The sequence below is a fragment of the Variovorax sp. GW821-FHT09B05 genome (assembly GCF_059418265.1).
Genome location: NZ_JBWKPN010000025.1, coordinates 75,329 through 90,807, shown reverse-complemented (window position 1 = coordinate 90,807; position 15,479 = coordinate 75,329). Strand labels below are relative to the sequence as shown.

The following is a 15,479-nucleotide window of genomic DNA, read 5'->3' as shown; positions in this document are numbered from 1 at the left end:
TGGTTACTTTCTTTTGGCGAAGCAAAAGAAAGTGACTCGCCCGCCGGGGCGAGACCCGGCCAACAGCCTCAACAAAAAAACTGACAACCAGCCCGCCAAACGCAATTCAAATCATCGGCGTAACCGCCCCATCCATAGCCACGATAGCCCCCGTCACATAACTAGCCTTCCCCGAAGCCAGAAACAGCACCGTATTCGCCACCTCCTCCGGCGTAGCGATGCGCCCCAGCGGCAGCCGAGCGGTGGCCCGCTTCAGCGCTTCGTCGGTATCGATGCCCTGCAGCTTCGCGTCAGCCTTCATCCCTTCGGCAAGCCGCGCAGTCAGCGTGAGGCCAGGATTCACCGCATTCACGCGCACCCCCTTGGCGGCATAAGCCGCAGCCATCCCAGCACTGACCAGCATCAGCGCCGCATTGGCGGCCCCACCGGCCATGTGCACGGGGCTCGCGACCTTGCCGCCCTGCCCGATGACATTGACGATGGCGCCGCTGCCGCGCTGCCCCATGCGCTTGACCACCGGGTCGATCATGTGGATGTAGCTGAAGTACTTCGCGTCCATCGCGTCGTGCCAGGCGGCGGGCGTGAGGTCGTCGGGCGGGGTGCGGCGCGCGGCGCCGGCCGAGTTGACGAGCACGTCGACCGGGCCGAAGGCCTGCTCGGCGGCGTCGAGGGCGGCCAGGGCGGCCGCCGGGTCCTTGAGGTCGGCGGCGTGCAGCGAGACGCGGCCCTCGGCCTGCGCGTGGGCCGCGAGCAGTTCCTGGCGGCCCTGCTCCAGGTTGGCCGGATCGCGCGACACCAGGCTCACGCGGGCGCCCTCGCGCAGGAAGCCGAGCGCGCAGGCCAGGCCGATGCCCTTGCTGCCGCCGGTGATGAGTACGTGGCGGTCCTGGAGTTCGAGATCCATGAAGGTGTCCTTGGGTTGGTTGGCGGAGTCGCGTGGATTGAATCACCGCTCTAAGATCGCCGGATGAACGCTCCCACGGTATCCCTGCCCCGCTTCTGGTCACAGCTGTCCACGCGCGACTTCGCCGCGCTCGATGTGGCAGCCACGGTGGCGGTGCTGCCGCTGGGCGCTACCGAGCAGCATGGGCCGCACCTGCCGCTCGGGGTCGACACGGTGCTGGCCGACGGCATCGTCGCGGCGGCGCTGCCGCTGCTGCCGCCCGAGCTGCCCGTGCTGTTCCTGCCGACCCAGCAGATCGGCCTGAGTCCCGAGCACGCGCGCTTCGCGGGCACGCTCACGCTGTCGGCCGAGACGCTGATCCGCATGTGGAGCGAGATCGGCGCCGGGGTGGCGCGCGCCGGGGTGAAGAAGCTGGTGCTGTTCAACGCGCATGGCGGCCACGTGGGCGCGATGGACATCGTCGCGCGCGAGCTGCGCGCCGCGCACGGGCTGATCGTCTATTCCGCGAGCTGGTTCAACCTGCCGCTGGGCGAGGCGGGTGCCCGGTTCAGCGCGCACGAGCACCGCTTCGGCGTGCATGCGGGCGAGATCGAGACCTCGATGATGCTGGCGCTCGCGCCGGGTCAGGTGCGCATGGATGCGGCACAGGATTTCCGCTCCAGCTCCGAGCAGCGCGCGGCCGACTACGCGATCCTCGGCAACGGCAGGAGCGCGAAGCTCGGCTGGGCGATCGAGGACTACAACGCGCAGGGCGCGGCGGGCAATGCGGCGGCGGCCACGGCGCCGGCGGGGCAGGCGGTCGTCGATGCCGCGGCGGCGCAGCTCGCGCTGCTGCTGGCCGAGGTGTCGCGCCTGCCATTGAGCACCGCGAACACCGGCCCACTGCCCTGAAAAAGAGTGAGGGAAGAGCGGCGGCCGCTCAGTCCTTCGCCAGCACCTCGGCGAACATGCCCGAGTCGACGTTGCCGCCGGTCAGGCTGATGCCCACCGTCTTGCCGCGCCAGCGTTCCCGCTGCTGAAGCGCGCCCGCGAGTGCGGCGGCGCCCGCGCCCTCGGCCACGTTGTGGGTGTCGCTGAAGAGGATGCGCATCGCCTTGCCGACCTCCTCGTCGCTGACCGCGATCACGTCGTCGGCCTCGCGCAGCAGCACCTCGAGCGACTCGGGCACCGGCACGCGGCAGGCCATGCCGTCGGCCAGGCGCGTGCTCACCGGCGACTCGACCGGATGGCGCGCGCGGAACGAATCGAGGTAGGCGGTGGCATGGGCCGACACCACGCCGACGATCTTCGTGGCGACGCCGCAGTGCGCGCGCGCCGCGGCCGCGCCCGCGAAGCCCGAGCCCAGGCCGATGGGCACGAACAGCACGTCGGGCGGCGCGTGCTTCAGCGCCTCGAAGAACTCGACGTAGGCGGTCGACACGCCGCGCACCAGCTCGCGGTGGAACGAGGGCACGCGGTGCAATCCGTCGCGCTCGGCCAGCACGGCCGCATGCTCGGACGCGGCCTGGAAGTCCTCGCCGTGCTCGACCAGTTCGACGCCGAGCGCGCGCATGGCGGCGTTCTTCTCGACCGAGTTGCCGTGCGGCACCACGATGGTCGCGGCCAGGCCGTGGCGGCGCGCCGCGAAGCCCAGCGACTGGCCATGGTTGCCGCGCGTGGCGCTGATCACGTGGCGCGCCCCGGGCTGCTCGCGCGCCAGCGTCTCGAAGTAGGTCAGGCCGCCGCGGATCTTGAAGGCGCCGACCGGCGTGTGGTTCTCGTGCTTGGCCCACAGCTTCGCGCCCAGGCGCCGCTCGAGCAACGGCCAGGCGTACTGCGGCGTGGGCGGCATGGCCGCGTGCACGGTGGCGAGCGCGGCTGCCATTTCTTCGCGGGTGAATCGCATGGGGGTCACTTTCTTTCGGTCAGGGCCACGCGCACCGCCAGCGCGGCCAGCACGCTGCCCATCACGTAGCGCTGCGCGCGCAGCCAGCCTTCGCTCTTCGACAGCACGGCCGTGATGCTCGCGGCGCCGACGATCATCGTGGTGTTGACCACGGCGCTGCTGGCCATCTGCGCGGCGCCGAGCTGCAGGCTCTGCAGCAGCACCGAGCCGCGCTCGGGATGGATGAACTGCGGAAAGAACGAGAGGTAGAACATCGCCACCTTCGGGTTCAGCAGGTTGGTGAGGAAGCCCATGCGGAACAGCTTGCCCGGCGGGTCGGCCGGCAGCGCGCGGGCCTCGAAGGGCGCCGCGCCGCCGGGGCGCACCGCCTGCCAGGCGAGCCACAGCAGGTAGGCCGCGCCCGCGAAGCGGATCGCGTCGAAGGCCAGCGGCACCGCGAGCAGCAGCGCCGTGAGCCCGAGCGCGGCGGCGCACAGGTGCACCAGGAAGGCCATCAGCACGCCGCCCAGCGAGATCAGCCCGGCGCGGCGGCCCTGGATCAGGGTGCGCGAGACGCAATAGATCATGTTCGGCCCGGGCGTGAGCGCGAGCAGCAGCGAGGCGAGCGCGAACCAGGCGATTTCGGTCAGGGTCAGCATGTCAGAGTCCTCGGGATTCCAGGGTGACGGGGCCGCGCGGCGTGTCGAACACGGCCACGAGGTTCGGCGCCCCGGCCTCGACCTTCAGCGCGCGCAGGCCGATGGCCGAGAGCGCGGCCGACAGCGCCGGCGCGCGCGGATGGGTGGCATGCAGCGAGCGCAATGCGAGGCCCGAGGCCGGCACGGCGTCGACCGGATGCACCGGGCCCCACTGGATCAGCGTGGGCAGCGCACCGTAGAACAGCCGCTGGCCGTCGTCGCGCACCGCGATCTGCCATTCGAGCCGGCCGGCCGCGGTGTCGCGCGAGGCCTCGAGCAGGTGGCCGCGATCGATCTGCGCATGCTCCTCGCGCGCCAGGGCCTGGATGGCGGCGCGCGCATCGGGCACGCGCGCCACGAAGTGGATCAGCCGCGGGCCGTGCTGCGCGAGCCCGGCCTGCAGTTCGGCATCGTCGAGGTCGAACCAGCGGCGCGTGTTCGGGCGCGACGGCGCCTGGCCCGGTTCGATCGCGATGATCTCGGCATAGGCGCGCGGAAAGGCTTCGCTCGCGACGTTCAGCAGCCGGTTGTGCGTGCCCATCAGCGGATGCGCGCCGCCGGGCGCGGGCACGACGCCCAGCGTGGCCTCGCACCAGGCCACGCCCTCGGCCAGCGAGGCGGCGGCGATCACGAGGTGGTCGACTTCGGCATGCATCGCGGTGTCTCCGTTCAGAGCGCGACGCTGCCGTCGACGCAGGTCACGGCATCGCCGCCGACCCAGATCCGGCCCTCGGCGTCGCGCTCGATGTGGACGCGGCCCGCGCGGCCCAGGCACTGGCCCTGCGCCGCCAGGTAGCGCGCGGGCATGTGGCCGTCGGCGATCAACCATTCGGCCAGGCCCGCGTTGAGGCTGCCCGTGACCGGGTCTTCCTGCACGCCGATCGGCTCGGCGAAGGCGCGCACCTCGAGGTCGATCTTCGCGCCGTCGTCCAGCGGCACGGCGGGGCGGTTGCCGAAGGCGCGCGCCTCGCGGTTCGAGCGGCCGATCAAGAGCGAGGTGTCGTGCACCGTGGGCACGCCGGCCACGCCGGCCTTCACGCCCAGCTCCTTGAGCGCGCGATGGTCGGGCGAGAGCGCGAGCACCGCGTCGGCATCCTCGAGCAGCAGGCCGAACCAGACCGGGCCGTTGTCGAGCACCTGCGCGGCGATCACCTGCTGCGCCTTCAGGCCCAGCGCGCCGGCCACCTTGGCCAGCAGCGCGGGACTCGGCGCACTGCGCTTGAGCGGCGGCGCCGCGAAAGCCAGCCGCGTGCCCTCGCGCCGCAGCGGCACCAGGCCGGCGCCGCACTGCTGCACCACCTGGCCCGGGGCCTTGGGCTTGCCGCCGGCCTGCAGCCAGGCATGGCAGCTGCCGATGGTGGGATGGCCCGCGAACGGCAGCTCGCCGCTGGGCGTGAAGATACGCACCCGGTAGTCGGCCGCGGGATCGGTGGGCGGCAGCAGGAAGGTGGTTTCGGACAGGTTGGTCCACTGCGCGAAGCGCAGCATGGCCGCATCGTCGAGCTCGCTGCCATCGATCACCACGGCCAGCGGGTTGCCGAAGTAGGGATGGGCGGTGAAGACGTCGACTTGCTTGAACGGGCGGGTTTTCATTTCTTACTCGAGAGGGAGATCGAGCACGCCGCGCGCGCCCGGACGGATGAGCAGGTCGTTGAACCAGCGCTCGACATGGGGCCAGCCGGGCCGGCGGTATTCGGCGGCCGGCAGGTTGAACCAGCGGTGCGCCTCGCAGCCGATCGGGATGTCGGCCATGGTGAAGCGCTCGCCGGCGATGTAGGGATGGCGCGCGAGGTGGGCGTCGAGCAGGCCGAACAGTGCCTCGCTCTCGCGCACCGAGGCCTCGATCAGCGCCGGCTGGCGCTCGGCCGGCGGCGTGCGCACCCATTGCACGAAGGCATCGCGGCTCGCGCGGTTGAGCGTGGTCTGCTGCCAGTCCATCCAGCGCTCGGCGTCGAAGCGCGCGGGCAGGTCGGCCGGGTAGAAGGCACCGTGCGAGTACTTGGCGCAGAGGTAGCGCACGATCACGTTCGATTCCCAGAGCACCACGCGCTCCGCGCCCTCGCCGTCGTCGATGGTGGGCACCATGGCGTTGGGGTTCAGCGCCAGGTACTCGTCGGTTTGCACCACGCCGAAGCGGCCGCCGGCCTCGGTGCGCTGGAAGTCCAGCCCGAGTTCCTGCGCGCACCACACCACCTTGCGTACGTTGATCGAGCTGATGCGGCCCCAGATGTTGAGCATGTCGTCGTCTTTCCTTGAAGCTTGGGTGTTCGTGTTCGGGTCAGTCCCGCATGATGCGCGCGGTGCCCAAGACGCGGATCGAGCTGCCGGGCGCGGCCGGGATGTCGGCATGCAGGCGCGACAGCATGCCCATGTCCTCGCCCTGCACCACGTCGATCGCGCCGCCGTGCGGCCAGCCGATATCGCGCAGGTAGCCCGCCAGCGCGGCGGTGGCGGCGCCGGTCGCGGGGTCTTCGTAGACACCGCCCGAAGCGAAGGGATTGCGCGTGTGGAAGCGCTGCGCGCTCTCGGCATGCAGCAACACGATGGTCGTGAGATCGAAGCGGGCCATCAGCGCGCGGCCGGCCTCGAGCTCGTAGTGCATCGCCGCCAGCGCCGCGCGGCTCTCGAGCGCCAGCACCAGGTGATCGGCGCCCGCATGGGCGACGGCCGGTGGAATGCGCGCATCGAGCGCGGCCGCGTCGAGGCCGAACAGCGCCAGCGCGGCCGACAGCAGGGCCGGCACGGCGGCGGCGCTGCGCGTGGGCGGCGACTGCAGCGCGGCCTCGACGGTGGCGCCGTTGCGGCGGCCCTCGACCGTGATCCGCGCCTGGTTCAGCGTGAGCGGAAACACGCCGTCGCCCTGCTGCAGCGCGAGCGCCGCGCCGAGCGCGATCGTCGCGTGGCCGCAGAACGGCACTTCGGACTGCGGCGCGAAGTAGCGCACGCGCCAGCCGTCGCCGGTGCGCGCGGCGAAGGCGGTCTCGGAGAAGCCCACGTCGGCGGCGATGCGCTGCATCTGCGCCTCGGGCGGCAGGGCCTCGGCGATGACGACGCCGGCGGGATTGCCGCCTTGCTCGCCATCCGAGAAGGCCGCGATCTTCAGGACATTCATGAGGGATCTCTTCAGCGCGGCACGGGCCGGTCGAGGAACAGCAGGCGCACCGCGAGCGCCAGCATCACGGTGGCGAGCAGGCCGCGCTGGAATTTCTCGGCGCCGGGGCGGCGCTGCAGCCAGCGGCCGACCTGTCCGCTGCAGGCGCCCAGCAGGGTGTTGAAGCCCAGCGCGGCCAGCGACAGCACGATGCCGAGCTGCACGAGTTGCAGCGGCACGCTGCCGCGCGCGGGATCGACGAACTGCGGCAGGAACACCATGAAGAACAGCAGCGCCTTCGGATTGACCAGGTTGTTCAGCAGGGCCATGCGCACGATGCGGCCGAAGCCGGCCGGCCGCGCCTGCACGCCCGGGCGCAGGCCGCCGCCGCTGCGCAGCGCCTGCATGGCGAGCCACAGCAGGTACAGCGCGCCGGCATAGCGCAGCAGGTCGAAGGACGGCGGCCAGGCCGCCACCAGCGCGGTCACGCCGGTGGCGGCGAACAGCGTGTGCACCAGGTCGGCGGCCGAGATCCCGAGCGCCGCCGCGAAGCCGCCGCGCGGGCCATGGGCCACGCCGTGCGAGAGCACGAAGGCCATGTTCGGGCCCGGCGACAGGAACAGCGCCAGCACCGCGAGCATGAACAGCGAGAGCGTTGCGAGGCCGATCAAGGGAGGCTCCGGTGAATGCGCGCGCTCAGATCTGCGCGGCCGCGAGCTGCTTGTCGCCGGCCAGTGCGAGTTCCTCGCGCACGGTCTGCGCCAGCGCGGCGATCGCGGTGTCGATCTCCTCGACGCTCGCGGTCACGAACGACAGCCGCAGCGTGCGCGCATCGCCTTCGCCGGCATAGAAGGGCGCGCCCGGCACGAAGGCCACGTTGCGCTCGACCGCCTTGGGCAGCAGGGTCACGGTGTCGATGCCCTCGGGCAGCCGCGCCCACAGGAACATGCCGCCCTTGGGCGCGTTGAACTTCACGTCCAGGCCGGCCATCTCGCGCGTGAGCGCGGCGCTCATCGCATCGCGCTGGCGCTTGTAGAGCGCGCGGATGGTGGGCACGTGGCGCTCGAGGAAGTTGTCCTTCATCACGGCCGACACCATGCGCTGCGTGAAGATCGGCGTGTGCAGGTCGACCGCCTGCTTGGCCTGCAGCAGCTTCGGGTAGATGGACTTGGGCGCCACCAGGAAGCCCAGGCGCAGGCCGGGCGCCAGCACTTTCGAGAACGAGCCCAGGTAGATCACGCCCTCGGGGTTGCGCGCGGCCAGCGGCGGCGGCGGGGCTTCGTCGAACCAGAGCTCGCCGTAGGGGTTGTCCTCGACGATCGGCAGGCCGGCCGCGGCGGCGGCCGCCGACACGGCGGCGCGGCGCTCCTCGGTCATGGTGCGGCCGGTGGGGTTCTGGAAGTTGGGCAGCAGGTAGATGAAGCGCGCGTCCTTGGCCTTGGCGACCAGGTCCTCGACGATCACGCCGTCGTCGTCGCTGGCCACGCCCACGGGGTTGGGCTCCATCGGGCCGAAGGCCTGCAGCGCGCCGAGGTAGGTCGGCGTCTCGACCAGCACCTTGCTGCCCGGATCGATCAGCACCTTGGCGACCAGGTCGAGGCCCTGCTGCGAGCCGGTGGTGATCAGCACCTGCGAGGGATCGACGTTCCACGGCAGCATGTCGGCCACGGCCTGGCGCAGCGGCGCGAAGCCCTCGCTGGCGGCGTACTGCAGCGCGGCCTGGCCGTCGTTGTGCAGCACCTCGGCGCAGGCGTCGGCGAAGGCCTGGATCGGGAAGGTCTTGGGCGAGGGCAGGCCGCCGGCCAGGCTGATGATGCCGGGGCGCTCGGTGACCTTGAGGATTTCACGCAGCACCGACGGGTTCATCTTGGCGGCGCGGGCGGCGAGTTTCCAGTTCATGGGAGTCTTCTTTCTGACGGTGAGGGGCGATGCGAACGAACGGGGTGCGGATGCGAGGGTAAGACGGCGGGCGCGATCAGTCCACGGCGCCGATCGGCGCGCGCAGGACCGGGGCGGCGGGCGCCGCCGGCTGCGACAGCCGCTTGCCGACCACCACCGTGGCCACCACCGCGGCCGCGAAGCCCAGCGTGACCACGTCGAGCGGCTCGCCGAGCAGCGGGATCGACACCAGGATCGAGAGGAAGGGCTGCAGCAGCTGCGTCTGGCTCACGCGCAACGCGCCGCCGAGGGCCAGGCCGCGGTACCAGGCGAAGAAGCCGATCCACATCGAGAACATGCCGACGTAGACGAAGCCCAGCCAGGAGGCGGTGGCGATCGGCTGCGTGGGCCACAGCGCGAGCGTGGCCGGCAGGGTGACCGGCAGCGCCATCACGCAGACCCAGCAGATCACGCGCTCGGCGCCGAGCGCGGGCGTGACCTGCGCGCCGTAGATGTAGCCGAAGGAGGCGGCGATCACGGCGCCGACCAACAGCAGGTCGGCCCATTCGAAGCCGAAGCCGTGGCCGTTCTGGCTCGCGCGCACCAGCGAGAACACCACCACCAACAGGCTGCCCGCGATGGCGCAGAGCCAGAAGCCGAGCCGCGCGCGCTGGTGCAGCACCCAGGCCGCGACCGCGGCCGTGACCAGCGGCAGCAGCGCCGTCACCACCGCCGCATGGCTGGCCGTGACCACGCGCAGCGCATAGGCCAGCAGCAGCGGAAAGCCGACGCAGTTGCCGAGCACCGCGATGCCCAGCGGCTTCCACTGGTGGGGCGCCGGCCGCGGCGAGCGCGTGACCAGCAGGAACACGGCCGACAGCAGGCCCGCGAGCGCGGCGCGGCCGAGCGTGACGAACCACGGCGAGAGCTGCGGCTGTGCCTGCGTGCCGGTGGCCAGCCGCGTCATCGGCAGCGTGACCGCGAACAGCGCCACGCCGATCACGCCGAGCCACATGCCGAGGGTTTCGTCCTTGATCTTCATGGCGGCCCTAGACGCGCAGCATCCACCAGGCGGTGAGCACCAGCACGGCGGCCATCGCACGGTTGAACCAGGCGAGGCGCTGGCCCTTCGACAGCCAGTCGCGCAGCAGCGCGCCGGCCAGCGCATAGGTGAAGTTGCTCGCGAAGGCGTAGACCAGCATCACCGGCGCGACGATCGCGAAGCGGTGCAGCGGCTCGGCCTGGCCCGCGATCCAGCCGGCCACCAGCGTGAGCGCCAGCAGCCAGGCCTTGATGTTGAGGAACTGCAGCATCACGCCCTGCACGAAGCCGACCGACAGGTTCGCGTCGTCGGCGCGGCCCAGCGTGGTGCTGGTGGCGAGCTTGAACGCGAGGTACAGCAGGTAGGCGATGCCCAGCGCCTTGATCGCCCAGCGCAGCGCGGGCGCCGCCATCACCAGCGCGCCCAGGCCGGCCGCGCACAGCGCGAGCAGCAGGGTCCAGCCCACGGGCACCGCGATCACGAAGCGCATCGCGCGCGGCAGGCCGCCGTTGGCCGCGAGGGTGGTCGACAGCGTGGTGTTGGGTCCGGGCGAGAAGCTCATCGCCGTGGCCAGCACCAGCAGCGCGGTGAATTCTTGCCAGTTCATGACACACACTCTAAACTTTGGACCATTACAGTTCCAGTACAGATGGCCGTACACACAGTCAATCTGTATCGGCCTTGCGTACAACACAGATCGAACGTCGATGCTGACACGAACCTCGTCCCAGTCGCTGACCGCCCAGTTGGCCGATCGCCTGGCCGAACGCATCCGCAACCGCCTGCTGCTGCCGGGCGCACGGCTGCCCTCGGTGCGCGAATGCGCGCGCCAGCAGGGCGTGAGCCCCTACACCGTGGTGGCCGCCTACGACCAGCTGCTGGCGCTCGGGCTGGTGGAGGCGCGGCGCCAGCGCGGCTTCTTCGTGCGCGATTCGGGCCGCGATCCGGCGCGCGACCCGGCCCAGCCGGCCGGGGACCCGCTGCAGATCAGCGCGCTGTCGATGGTCACGCAGATGATGGCCTCGCGCACGCCGGCCGACGCCAGCTCGCTGATCCGCAGCATGTTCCACCGGCCGAGCGACAAGCCGCAGCCCGGCATGGGCGTGTTTCCGCCCGACTGGCTCGATTCCTCGTTCATGCCGACGGCGGTGCGGCGCATGACCAGCACCGCGATGCTGCAGGAGCTGTCGCTGCAGTACGGCGAGCCCGCGGGCGACGCGGCGCTGCGGCGCAGCCTGTCGCAGAAGCTGGTGGGCATCAACGTGCCGGCCGCGCCCGACCAGATCGTGACCACCATCGGCGCCACCCATGCGCTGGACATCGTGAGCCGCACCATGCTGCGCGCCGGCGATCCGGTGATGGTCGAGGAGCCCGGCTGGGCGCTCGAGTTCGCGCGCCTCGAGGCGCTGGGCATGCGCATCCTGCCGGTGCCGCGCCGCGCCGACGGGCCCGACCTCGACGTGATGGCGCAGTACTGCGCGCTGCACAGCCCGAAGCTGTTCGTCAGCGTGAGCGTGCTGCACAACCCGACCGGCTACAGCCTGTCGCCGAACAGCGCGCACCGCGTGCTCAAGCTGGCCAACGAGCACGACTTCCACATCGTCGAGGACGACACCTACAGCCACCTCGCGCCCGAGCACGCGACCCGGCTCAGCGCGCTCGACGGGCTGCAGCGCACCATCTACGTCAGCGGCTTCGCGAAGATCCTCGCGCCCAACTGGCGCATCGGCTTCCTGGCCGCCTCGCCCGCGCTCAAGGAGCGGCTGCTCGAGACCAAGCTGCTGGCCACCCTGACCTCGCCCGCGCTGTTCGAGCGGGCGCTCTCGTGGTGCATCGACCAGGGCCAGCTGCGCCGCCACGCCGAGCGCGTGCGCATCCGCCTCGAGGGCGCCCGCGCGCGCGCCGCCAAGCTGGTGCTGGCGCACGGCTGCACCTTCGCGTCCGAGCCCGCGGGGCTGTTCGGCTGGGTCGACACCGGCGTCGACACCGACATGCTGACCCAGCGCATGCTCGACCAGGGCTACCTGCTGGCGCCGGGCTCGCTGTTCCATGCGCGCCGGCCGCCCACCACGCTGATGCGCATCAACTTCGCGAGCTCGCAGGACGCGAGCTTCTGGAAGGTCTTCGCCAAGACGCGCGACGAGCTCTGATCCGGGGCGGGGCGGGCCCTGCCTTGGAGTAAGCTGGCAGCACAACACCCGCCAGACCGGAGACCTGCCGCATGAACAAAGCCAGCCAACCCTTCGATTTCAGCCAGTTCGTACCCGGCTTCGACTTCCTCAAGAACCTCGCGGCCGGCGCGAGCGGCGCCGGTTCCGTGCCCGGCATCCCGAGCCTGGCGAGCTGGGTGGCGCCCACCATGAGCGTGGAGGAGGTCGACAAGCGCATCCAGGAACTCAAGACGGTGCAGTACTGGCTCGAGCAGAACGGCCACGCGCTCAAGGCCACGATCCAGGCGCTCGAGGTGCAGAAGATGACGCTGTCCACCTTGCGCGGCATGAACGTGCGCATGGAGGACCTCGCGGGCGTGTTCACGCGGCAGGCGAATGCGGCGGCCGCTGCGGTCAGCCCGGCGCCGGCAGCCGCGCCGGCCGCGGCGCCCGAACCCGAGGTCGAGTTCGAGGACGAAGAGGAACTCGACGAGGAGGAGGAAGAAGAGGAAGAGGCACCGCCGCCGCGCCGCAAGGCCAAACCGGCCGCCAAGGCCACCTCGAAGTCCGCCGCGGGCGATGCCGCCGGCGGCGCGGTCGACCCGCTCAAGTGGTGGGGTTCGCTGACCGAGCAGTTCCAGCAGATCGCGAGCACCGCGCTGCAGGACGCGGCCCAGCTCAAGATGCCGGCCGTGACCCAGCCGCTGGCCGACGCCGTCGGCAAGGCCATGGGAACCCCGAGCGCCTCGCGCAAGTCCACCCCCCGCAAGGCCTCGACGGCCGCCAAGCGACCGGCGGCGAAGAAGCCGGCCGCGGCGCCCGCGGCCCGCAAGCGAACGGGCGGCCGACGCTGAGCCGCCTTGTCCTGAACATCGAACGAAGCAGGTTGGCACGATGAAGTTGTTTCCCTCCGGTCACGCCACCCATCCGCAATGGCGCATGGCGGCCGGCCTCGTGCTGGCCCAGCTGCGCGCGCAGATGGCGCTGCCCGACTACGCCTCGGCACCCACCCTCGGGCTGCTCTACATCACCGACCACTATGCGGTCGACGCGCAGGAGATCCTCGACCACCTGAGCGCCGAGCTGCCCGAGGTGACCGACTGGGCCGGCACCGTGGGCATCGGCGTGTCGGCCAACAATGCCGAGTACTTCGACGAACCCGGCCTGAGCCTGATGCTCTGCGCGCTGCCGAGCGACCAGTACCGCGTGTTCTCGGGCGTGGCGCCGCTCGCCAGCTCCGAGATGAGCGGTTTCGAGGCCCATACGGCGCTGGTGCATGCCGATCCCGCCACCCCCGACCTGACCGAGCTCATCGGCGAGATGGCCGGGCGCACCGACACCGGCTACCTGTTCGGCGGCCTCTCGTCGGGCCGCGGCGGCGCGCTGCAGTTCGCGGTCGGCGGCAACGGCAACATCCGCGGCCAGGGTGCGGCCGGCGGCGTGTTCTCGGGCGGCCTGTCGGGCGTGGTGTTCGGCGAGGGCGTGCGGCTGGTGTCGCGCGTCACGCAGGGCTGCCAGCCGCTGCGCTCGGGCAGCGCGCGCGAGCGCGAGATCACCGAGGCCGACGGCAACCTGGTGCTGCAGCTCGATGGCGAGCCCGCGCTCGACGTGCTGCTGGCCGACCTGCAGGTCTCGCTCGAGCGGCCGCAGGAAGCCATCGAGGCCGTGCGCGCCACCCTGGTGGGCCTTGTCGATGCCGGCAGCGACGGCATCCGCCGCACCGGCGACCTCGGCGCCGACGTGCTGGTGCGCCACATCATCGGCCTCGACCCCACGCGCCGCGGCATCGCGATCGCCGACGTGGCCGAGGCCGGCATGCGCCTGAGCTTCTGCCGCCGCAACGCCCAGGCCGCGCGCGCCGACCTGATGCGCATCTGCGCCGAGATCCGCGAGGAACTCGAACCCGAGGAACAGACCCTGGCCACCGCGCGCGCCGTCGCCGCCGGCGAGGCCGAGGCGGCGCCGCATCCCGCGCGCCGCATCGCCGGCGCCGTCTACGTGAGCTGCTCGGGCCGCGGCGGCCCGCACTTCGGCGCACCCGGCGCCGAGCTGCAGATCGTGCGCCATGCGCTGGGCGACGTGCCGCTGGTCGGCTTCTTCGCCGCGGGCGAGATCGCGCGGCACCACGTGTATGGCTACACGGGGGTGCTGACGGTGTTCACGGCGGACGACTGAGCGTCCGCCTTGCTTCGGAGGCTCAGCCCAGCGCGGGCTGGGCGACGCCCGCAACGCCCCTGGGCATCCCCGCGAACGCGAAATCCACCTCCGGCACCAGCCCGCTCACGATGCGCGCGATCGACTTGCCCGAGCCGCAGGCATGGGTCCAGCCGAGCGTGCCGTGGCCGGTATTGAGATAGAGGTTCGCGAGTTTCGTGCGGCCGATCAGCGGCACGTTGCTCGGCGTGGCCGGGCGCAGGCCGGTCCAGAACTGGGCTTGCGCGGTGTCGCCGGCGCCGGGGAACAGCTGCTCGACGCGGCGCACGATGGCTTCGCAGCGCACGCGGTTGAGGTCGCGGTCGTAGCCGTTGAGCTCGGCCGTGCCGGCGATGCGCATGCGGTCGCCCGATTCCGAGGTGTAGCGCGAGAACACCAGCTTGTATTCGTCGTCGGTCAGCGAGACCTGGTAGGCCTTGCTCGCGTCCTTGACCGGCAGCGTGACCGAATAGCCCTTGGCCGGATAGATCGGCAGCCGGATGCCCAGCGGTGCCGCCAGCAGCGGGCTCAGCGAACCCATCGCCATCACGAAGGCATCGCCGCGGATGCGCTGGAAGCGGCCCTCGGCATCGGTGACCTCGACGTGGTCGATCGCGCCGCCCACCTCGCGCAGGGCGGTGATGGTGTGGCTCATCAGGAACTTCACGCCGGCCTCGGCCGCGAGCCGCGCGAGTTCGCGCGCGAAGCGGTTGGCGTCGCCCGATTCGTCCTCGGCCGTGTAGGTGGCGCCGGCCAGCTGCGACCGGATGTGGGCCAGCGCGGGCTCGAGCTTCACGGCCTCGTCGGCCGAGATCACCTGGCGCTCGCAGCCCAGCGCGCGCATCTGCTCGGCGGGCGCGAGGGCGCCGTCGAACTCCTTTTGCGTCGTGTAGAAGTGCAGGATGCCCTGCGTGCGCTCGTCGTAGCGGATGCCGGTGTCGCGGCGCAGCTGCTGCAGGGTGTCGCGGCTGTAGGTGCCCAGGCGCACGATCTGCTCGATGTTGTGGCGCGTGCGCGCGGGCGTGCATTCGCGCAGGAACTGCAGGCCCCAGAGCCACTGGCGCATGTCGGCGCGGATGCGGAACAGCAGCGGGGCGTCTTCCTTGCCCAGCCACTGCAGCACCTTGAGCGGCGCGCTGGGATTGGCCCAGGGCTCGGCATGGCTCACCGAGATCTGGCCGCCGTTGGCGAAGCTGGTTTCGGCGGCCGGCGTGGCCTGCCGGTCGATCACGGTCACGTCGTGGCCGAGTTGCTGGAGGTAGTAGGCCGAGGTCACGCCGAGCAGGCCGGCGCCCAATACGATCACGCGCATTTCAAGTACCTTTCGAGGTTGAAGCGCTTGAACGGCGTGAAGGTCGTGCTACTGAATAGATAGCGCGCAACCGGACGACCGTCCAATTGCCGCTCCCCCTGTCCTCGGTACCTGAGAGTTTCATCCGCTGCACCTCGCAGCGGACTTGCTCCTTCGGCGCAGCACGGCCGCGATGGGCGATGTGCTGGCTCTCCAGACGGCGTTTCAGTGGTTGCAGTACAGGCCCCGCGCGAAGCGTGGAGCCGACCTGAGCGTTTATGGGAGTTTGCGCCTTCGGTGGGGCTGCCTGCGCGATGCATGCGGCCCGCTCTCCTGCAATGGGTGGCGATTGTAGGCGGGCCGCGGGC

Annotated in this window: 16 protein-coding genes and 1 riboswitch; of the genes, 4 read left to right on the top strand and 12 right to left on the bottom strand. The window is 71.2% G+C overall.

Features of this window, described 5'->3' with window-relative positions:
* Positions 1–106: 106 nt before the first annotated feature.
* Positions 107–904: an SDR family oxidoreductase gene (locus AC07RM_RS38670; protein ID WP_093353852.1), complete on the bottom strand. Its 798-nt coding sequence runs from the start codon at positions 902–904 to the stop codon at positions 107–109.
* 63 nt (positions 905–967) lie between these two features.
* On the opposite strand from AC07RM_RS38670, the gene AC07RM_RS38665 reads away from it, so the two are divergent.
* Positions 968–1,795, top strand: a complete 828-nt coding sequence (locus AC07RM_RS38665; RefSeq protein ID WP_398498687.1) for a creatininase family protein — start codon at positions 968–970, stop codon at positions 1,793–1,795.
* A gap of 28 nt (positions 1,796–1,823) precedes the next feature.
* Here the strand turns inward: AC07RM_RS38665 and AC07RM_RS38660 are convergent, their stop codons facing one another.
* From AC07RM_RS38660 to AC07RM_RS38615, 10 genes are all read right to left on the bottom strand, one after another.
* Positions 1,824–2,789 carry a threonine dehydratase gene (locus tag AC07RM_RS38660; RefSeq protein ID WP_495337859.1) on the bottom strand — a complete coding sequence of 322 codons (966 nt, stop codon included), beginning with the start codon at positions 2,787–2,789 and terminating at the stop codon, positions 1,824–1,826.
* A 5-nt stretch (positions 2,790–2,794) separates the two neighbouring features.
* Positions 2,795–3,427: a LysE family translocator gene (locus tag AC07RM_RS38655; RefSeq protein ID WP_057590900.1), complete on the bottom strand. Its 633-nt coding sequence runs from the start codon at positions 3,425–3,427 to the stop codon at positions 2,795–2,797.
* A gap of 1 nt (position 3,428) precedes the next feature.
* Complete coding sequence (locus tag AC07RM_RS38650) at positions 3,429–4,121, bottom strand: VOC family protein (protein ID WP_495337858.1); 693 nt, start codon at positions 4,119–4,121, stop codon at positions 3,429–3,431.
* A gap of 14 nt (positions 4,122–4,135) precedes the next feature.
* Positions 4,136–5,059 carry a PhzF family phenazine biosynthesis protein gene (locus AC07RM_RS38645; protein ID WP_398498685.1) on the bottom strand — a complete coding sequence of 308 codons (924 nt, stop codon included), beginning with the start codon at positions 5,057–5,059 and terminating at the stop codon, positions 4,136–4,138.
* 3 nt (positions 5,060–5,062) lie between these two features.
* Positions 5,063–5,704, bottom strand: a complete 642-nt coding sequence (locus AC07RM_RS38640; RefSeq protein ID WP_495337857.1) for a glutathione S-transferase family protein — start codon at positions 5,702–5,704, stop codon at positions 5,063–5,065.
* A 40-nt stretch (positions 5,705–5,744) separates the two neighbouring features.
* Entirely contained in the window at positions 5,745–6,578 is an 834-nt protein-coding gene (locus tag AC07RM_RS38635; RefSeq protein ID WP_495337856.1) for a PhzF family phenazine biosynthesis protein, read from the bottom strand.
* An 11-nt stretch (positions 6,579–6,589) separates the two neighbouring features.
* A complete protein-coding gene (locus tag AC07RM_RS38630; protein WP_495337855.1) occupies positions 6,590–7,228 on the bottom strand; it encodes a LysE family translocator in 639 nt (212 codons plus the stop codon).
* 25 nt (positions 7,229–7,253) lie between these two features.
* Positions 7,254–8,456 carry an aminotransferase-like domain-containing protein gene (locus AC07RM_RS38625; protein ID WP_261214937.1) on the bottom strand — a complete coding sequence of 401 codons (1,203 nt, stop codon included), beginning with the start codon at positions 8,454–8,456 and terminating at the stop codon, positions 7,254–7,256.
* Between the two features lie 76 nt (positions 8,457–8,532).
* Complete coding sequence (locus tag AC07RM_RS38620) at positions 8,533–9,477, bottom strand: DMT family transporter (protein WP_495337854.1); 945 nt, start codon at positions 9,475–9,477, stop codon at positions 8,533–8,535.
* Between the two features lie 7 nt (positions 9,478–9,484).
* The gene (locus AC07RM_RS38615; protein WP_495337853.1) at positions 9,485–10,084 is read right to left on the bottom strand and encodes a LysE family translocator; all 600 of its coding nucleotides are present in this window, start codon (positions 10,082–10,084) and stop codon (positions 9,485–9,487) included.
* Positions 10,085–10,184: 100 nt separating this feature from the next.
* Here AC07RM_RS38615 and AC07RM_RS38610 point away from each other — a divergent pair, with 100 nt between their 5' ends.
* The 3 genes from AC07RM_RS38610 to AC07RM_RS38600 all read left to right on the top strand — a co-directional run bounded on the left by AC07RM_RS38610 (position 10,185) and on the right by AC07RM_RS38600 (position 13,802).
* Complete coding sequence (locus tag AC07RM_RS38610) at positions 10,185–11,627, top strand: aminotransferase-like domain-containing protein (RefSeq protein ID WP_495337852.1); 1,443 nt, start codon at positions 10,185–10,187, stop codon at positions 11,625–11,627.
* Positions 11,628–11,698: 71 nt separating this feature from the next.
* The gene (locus AC07RM_RS38605; RefSeq protein ID WP_495337851.1) at positions 11,699–12,481 is read left to right on the top strand and encodes a PhaM family polyhydroxyalkanoate granule multifunctional regulatory protein; all 783 of its coding nucleotides are present in this window, start codon (positions 11,699–11,701) and stop codon (positions 12,479–12,481) included.
* Positions 12,482–12,521: 40 nt separating this feature from the next.
* On the top strand, positions 12,522–13,802 hold the full coding sequence (locus tag AC07RM_RS38600) for an FIST signal transduction protein (protein ID WP_093353884.1): 1,281 nt from the start codon (positions 12,522–12,524) through the stop codon (positions 13,800–13,802).
* A 22-nt stretch (positions 13,803–13,824) separates the two neighbouring features.
* Here AC07RM_RS38600 and AC07RM_RS38595 read toward each other — a convergent pair whose 3' ends face one another.
* Positions 13,825–15,132: a D-amino acid dehydrogenase gene (locus tag AC07RM_RS38595; RefSeq protein ID WP_495337850.1), complete on the bottom strand. Its 1,308-nt coding sequence runs from the start codon at positions 15,130–15,132 to the stop codon at positions 13,825–13,827.
* Between the two features lie 88 nt (positions 15,133–15,220).
* Positions 15,221–15,338: riboswitch (glycine riboswitch) on the bottom strand.
* Positions 15,339–15,479 lie beyond the last annotated feature (141 nt).

Bases quoted from the DNA above. Each gene is read 5' to 3' on its own strand.
- AC07RM_RS38665 (WP_398498687.1), top strand. From the start codon at position 968: ATGAACGCTCCCACGGTATCCCTGCCCCGCTTCTGGTCACAGCTGTCC.
- AC07RM_RS38600 (WP_093353884.1), top strand. From the start codon at position 12,522: ATGAAGTTGTTTCCCTCCGGTCACGCCACCCATCCGCAATGGCGCATG.
- AC07RM_RS38655 (WP_057590900.1), bottom strand. From the start codon at position 3,427: ATGCTGACCCTGACCGAAATCGCCTGGTTCGCGCTCGCCTCGCTGCTG.
- AC07RM_RS38670 (WP_093353852.1), bottom strand. From the start codon at position 904: ATGGATCTCGAACTCCAGGACCGCCACGTACTCATCACCGGCGGCAGC.
- AC07RM_RS38595 (WP_495337850.1), bottom strand. From the start codon at position 15,132: ATGCGCGTGATCGTATTGGGCGCCGGCCTGCTCGGCGTGACCTCGGCC.
- AC07RM_RS38610 (WP_495337852.1), top strand. From the start codon at position 10,185: ATGCTGACACGAACCTCGTCCCAGTCGCTGACCGCCCAGTTGGCCGAT.
- AC07RM_RS38660 (WP_495337859.1), bottom strand. From the start codon at position 2,789: ATGCGATTCACCCGCGAAGAAATGGCAGCCGCGCTCGCCACCGTGCAC.
- AC07RM_RS38645 (WP_398498685.1), bottom strand. From the start codon at position 5,059: ATGAAAACCCGCCCGTTCAAGCAAGTCGACGTCTTCACCGCCCATCCC.
- AC07RM_RS38625 (WP_261214937.1), bottom strand. From the start codon at position 8,456: ATGAACTGGAAACTCGCCGCCCGCGCCGCCAAGATGAACCCGTCGGTG.
- AC07RM_RS38650 (WP_495337858.1), bottom strand. From the start codon at position 4,121: ATGCATGCCGAAGTCGACCACCTCGTGATCGCCGCCGCCTCGCTGGCC.
- AC07RM_RS38615 (WP_495337853.1), bottom strand. From the start codon at position 10,084: ATGAACTGGCAAGAATTCACCGCGCTGCTGGTGCTGGCCACGGCGATG.
- AC07RM_RS38620 (WP_495337854.1), bottom strand. From the start codon at position 9,477: ATGAAGATCAAGGACGAAACCCTCGGCATGTGGCTCGGCGTGATCGGC.
- AC07RM_RS38640 (WP_495337857.1), bottom strand. From the start codon at position 5,704: ATGCTCAACATCTGGGGCCGCATCAGCTCGATCAACGTACGCAAGGTG.
- AC07RM_RS38605 (WP_495337851.1), top strand. From the start codon at position 11,699: ATGAACAAAGCCAGCCAACCCTTCGATTTCAGCCAGTTCGTACCCGGC.
- AC07RM_RS38635 (WP_495337856.1), bottom strand. From the start codon at position 6,578: ATGAATGTCCTGAAGATCGCGGCCTTCTCGGATGGCGAGCAAGGCGGC.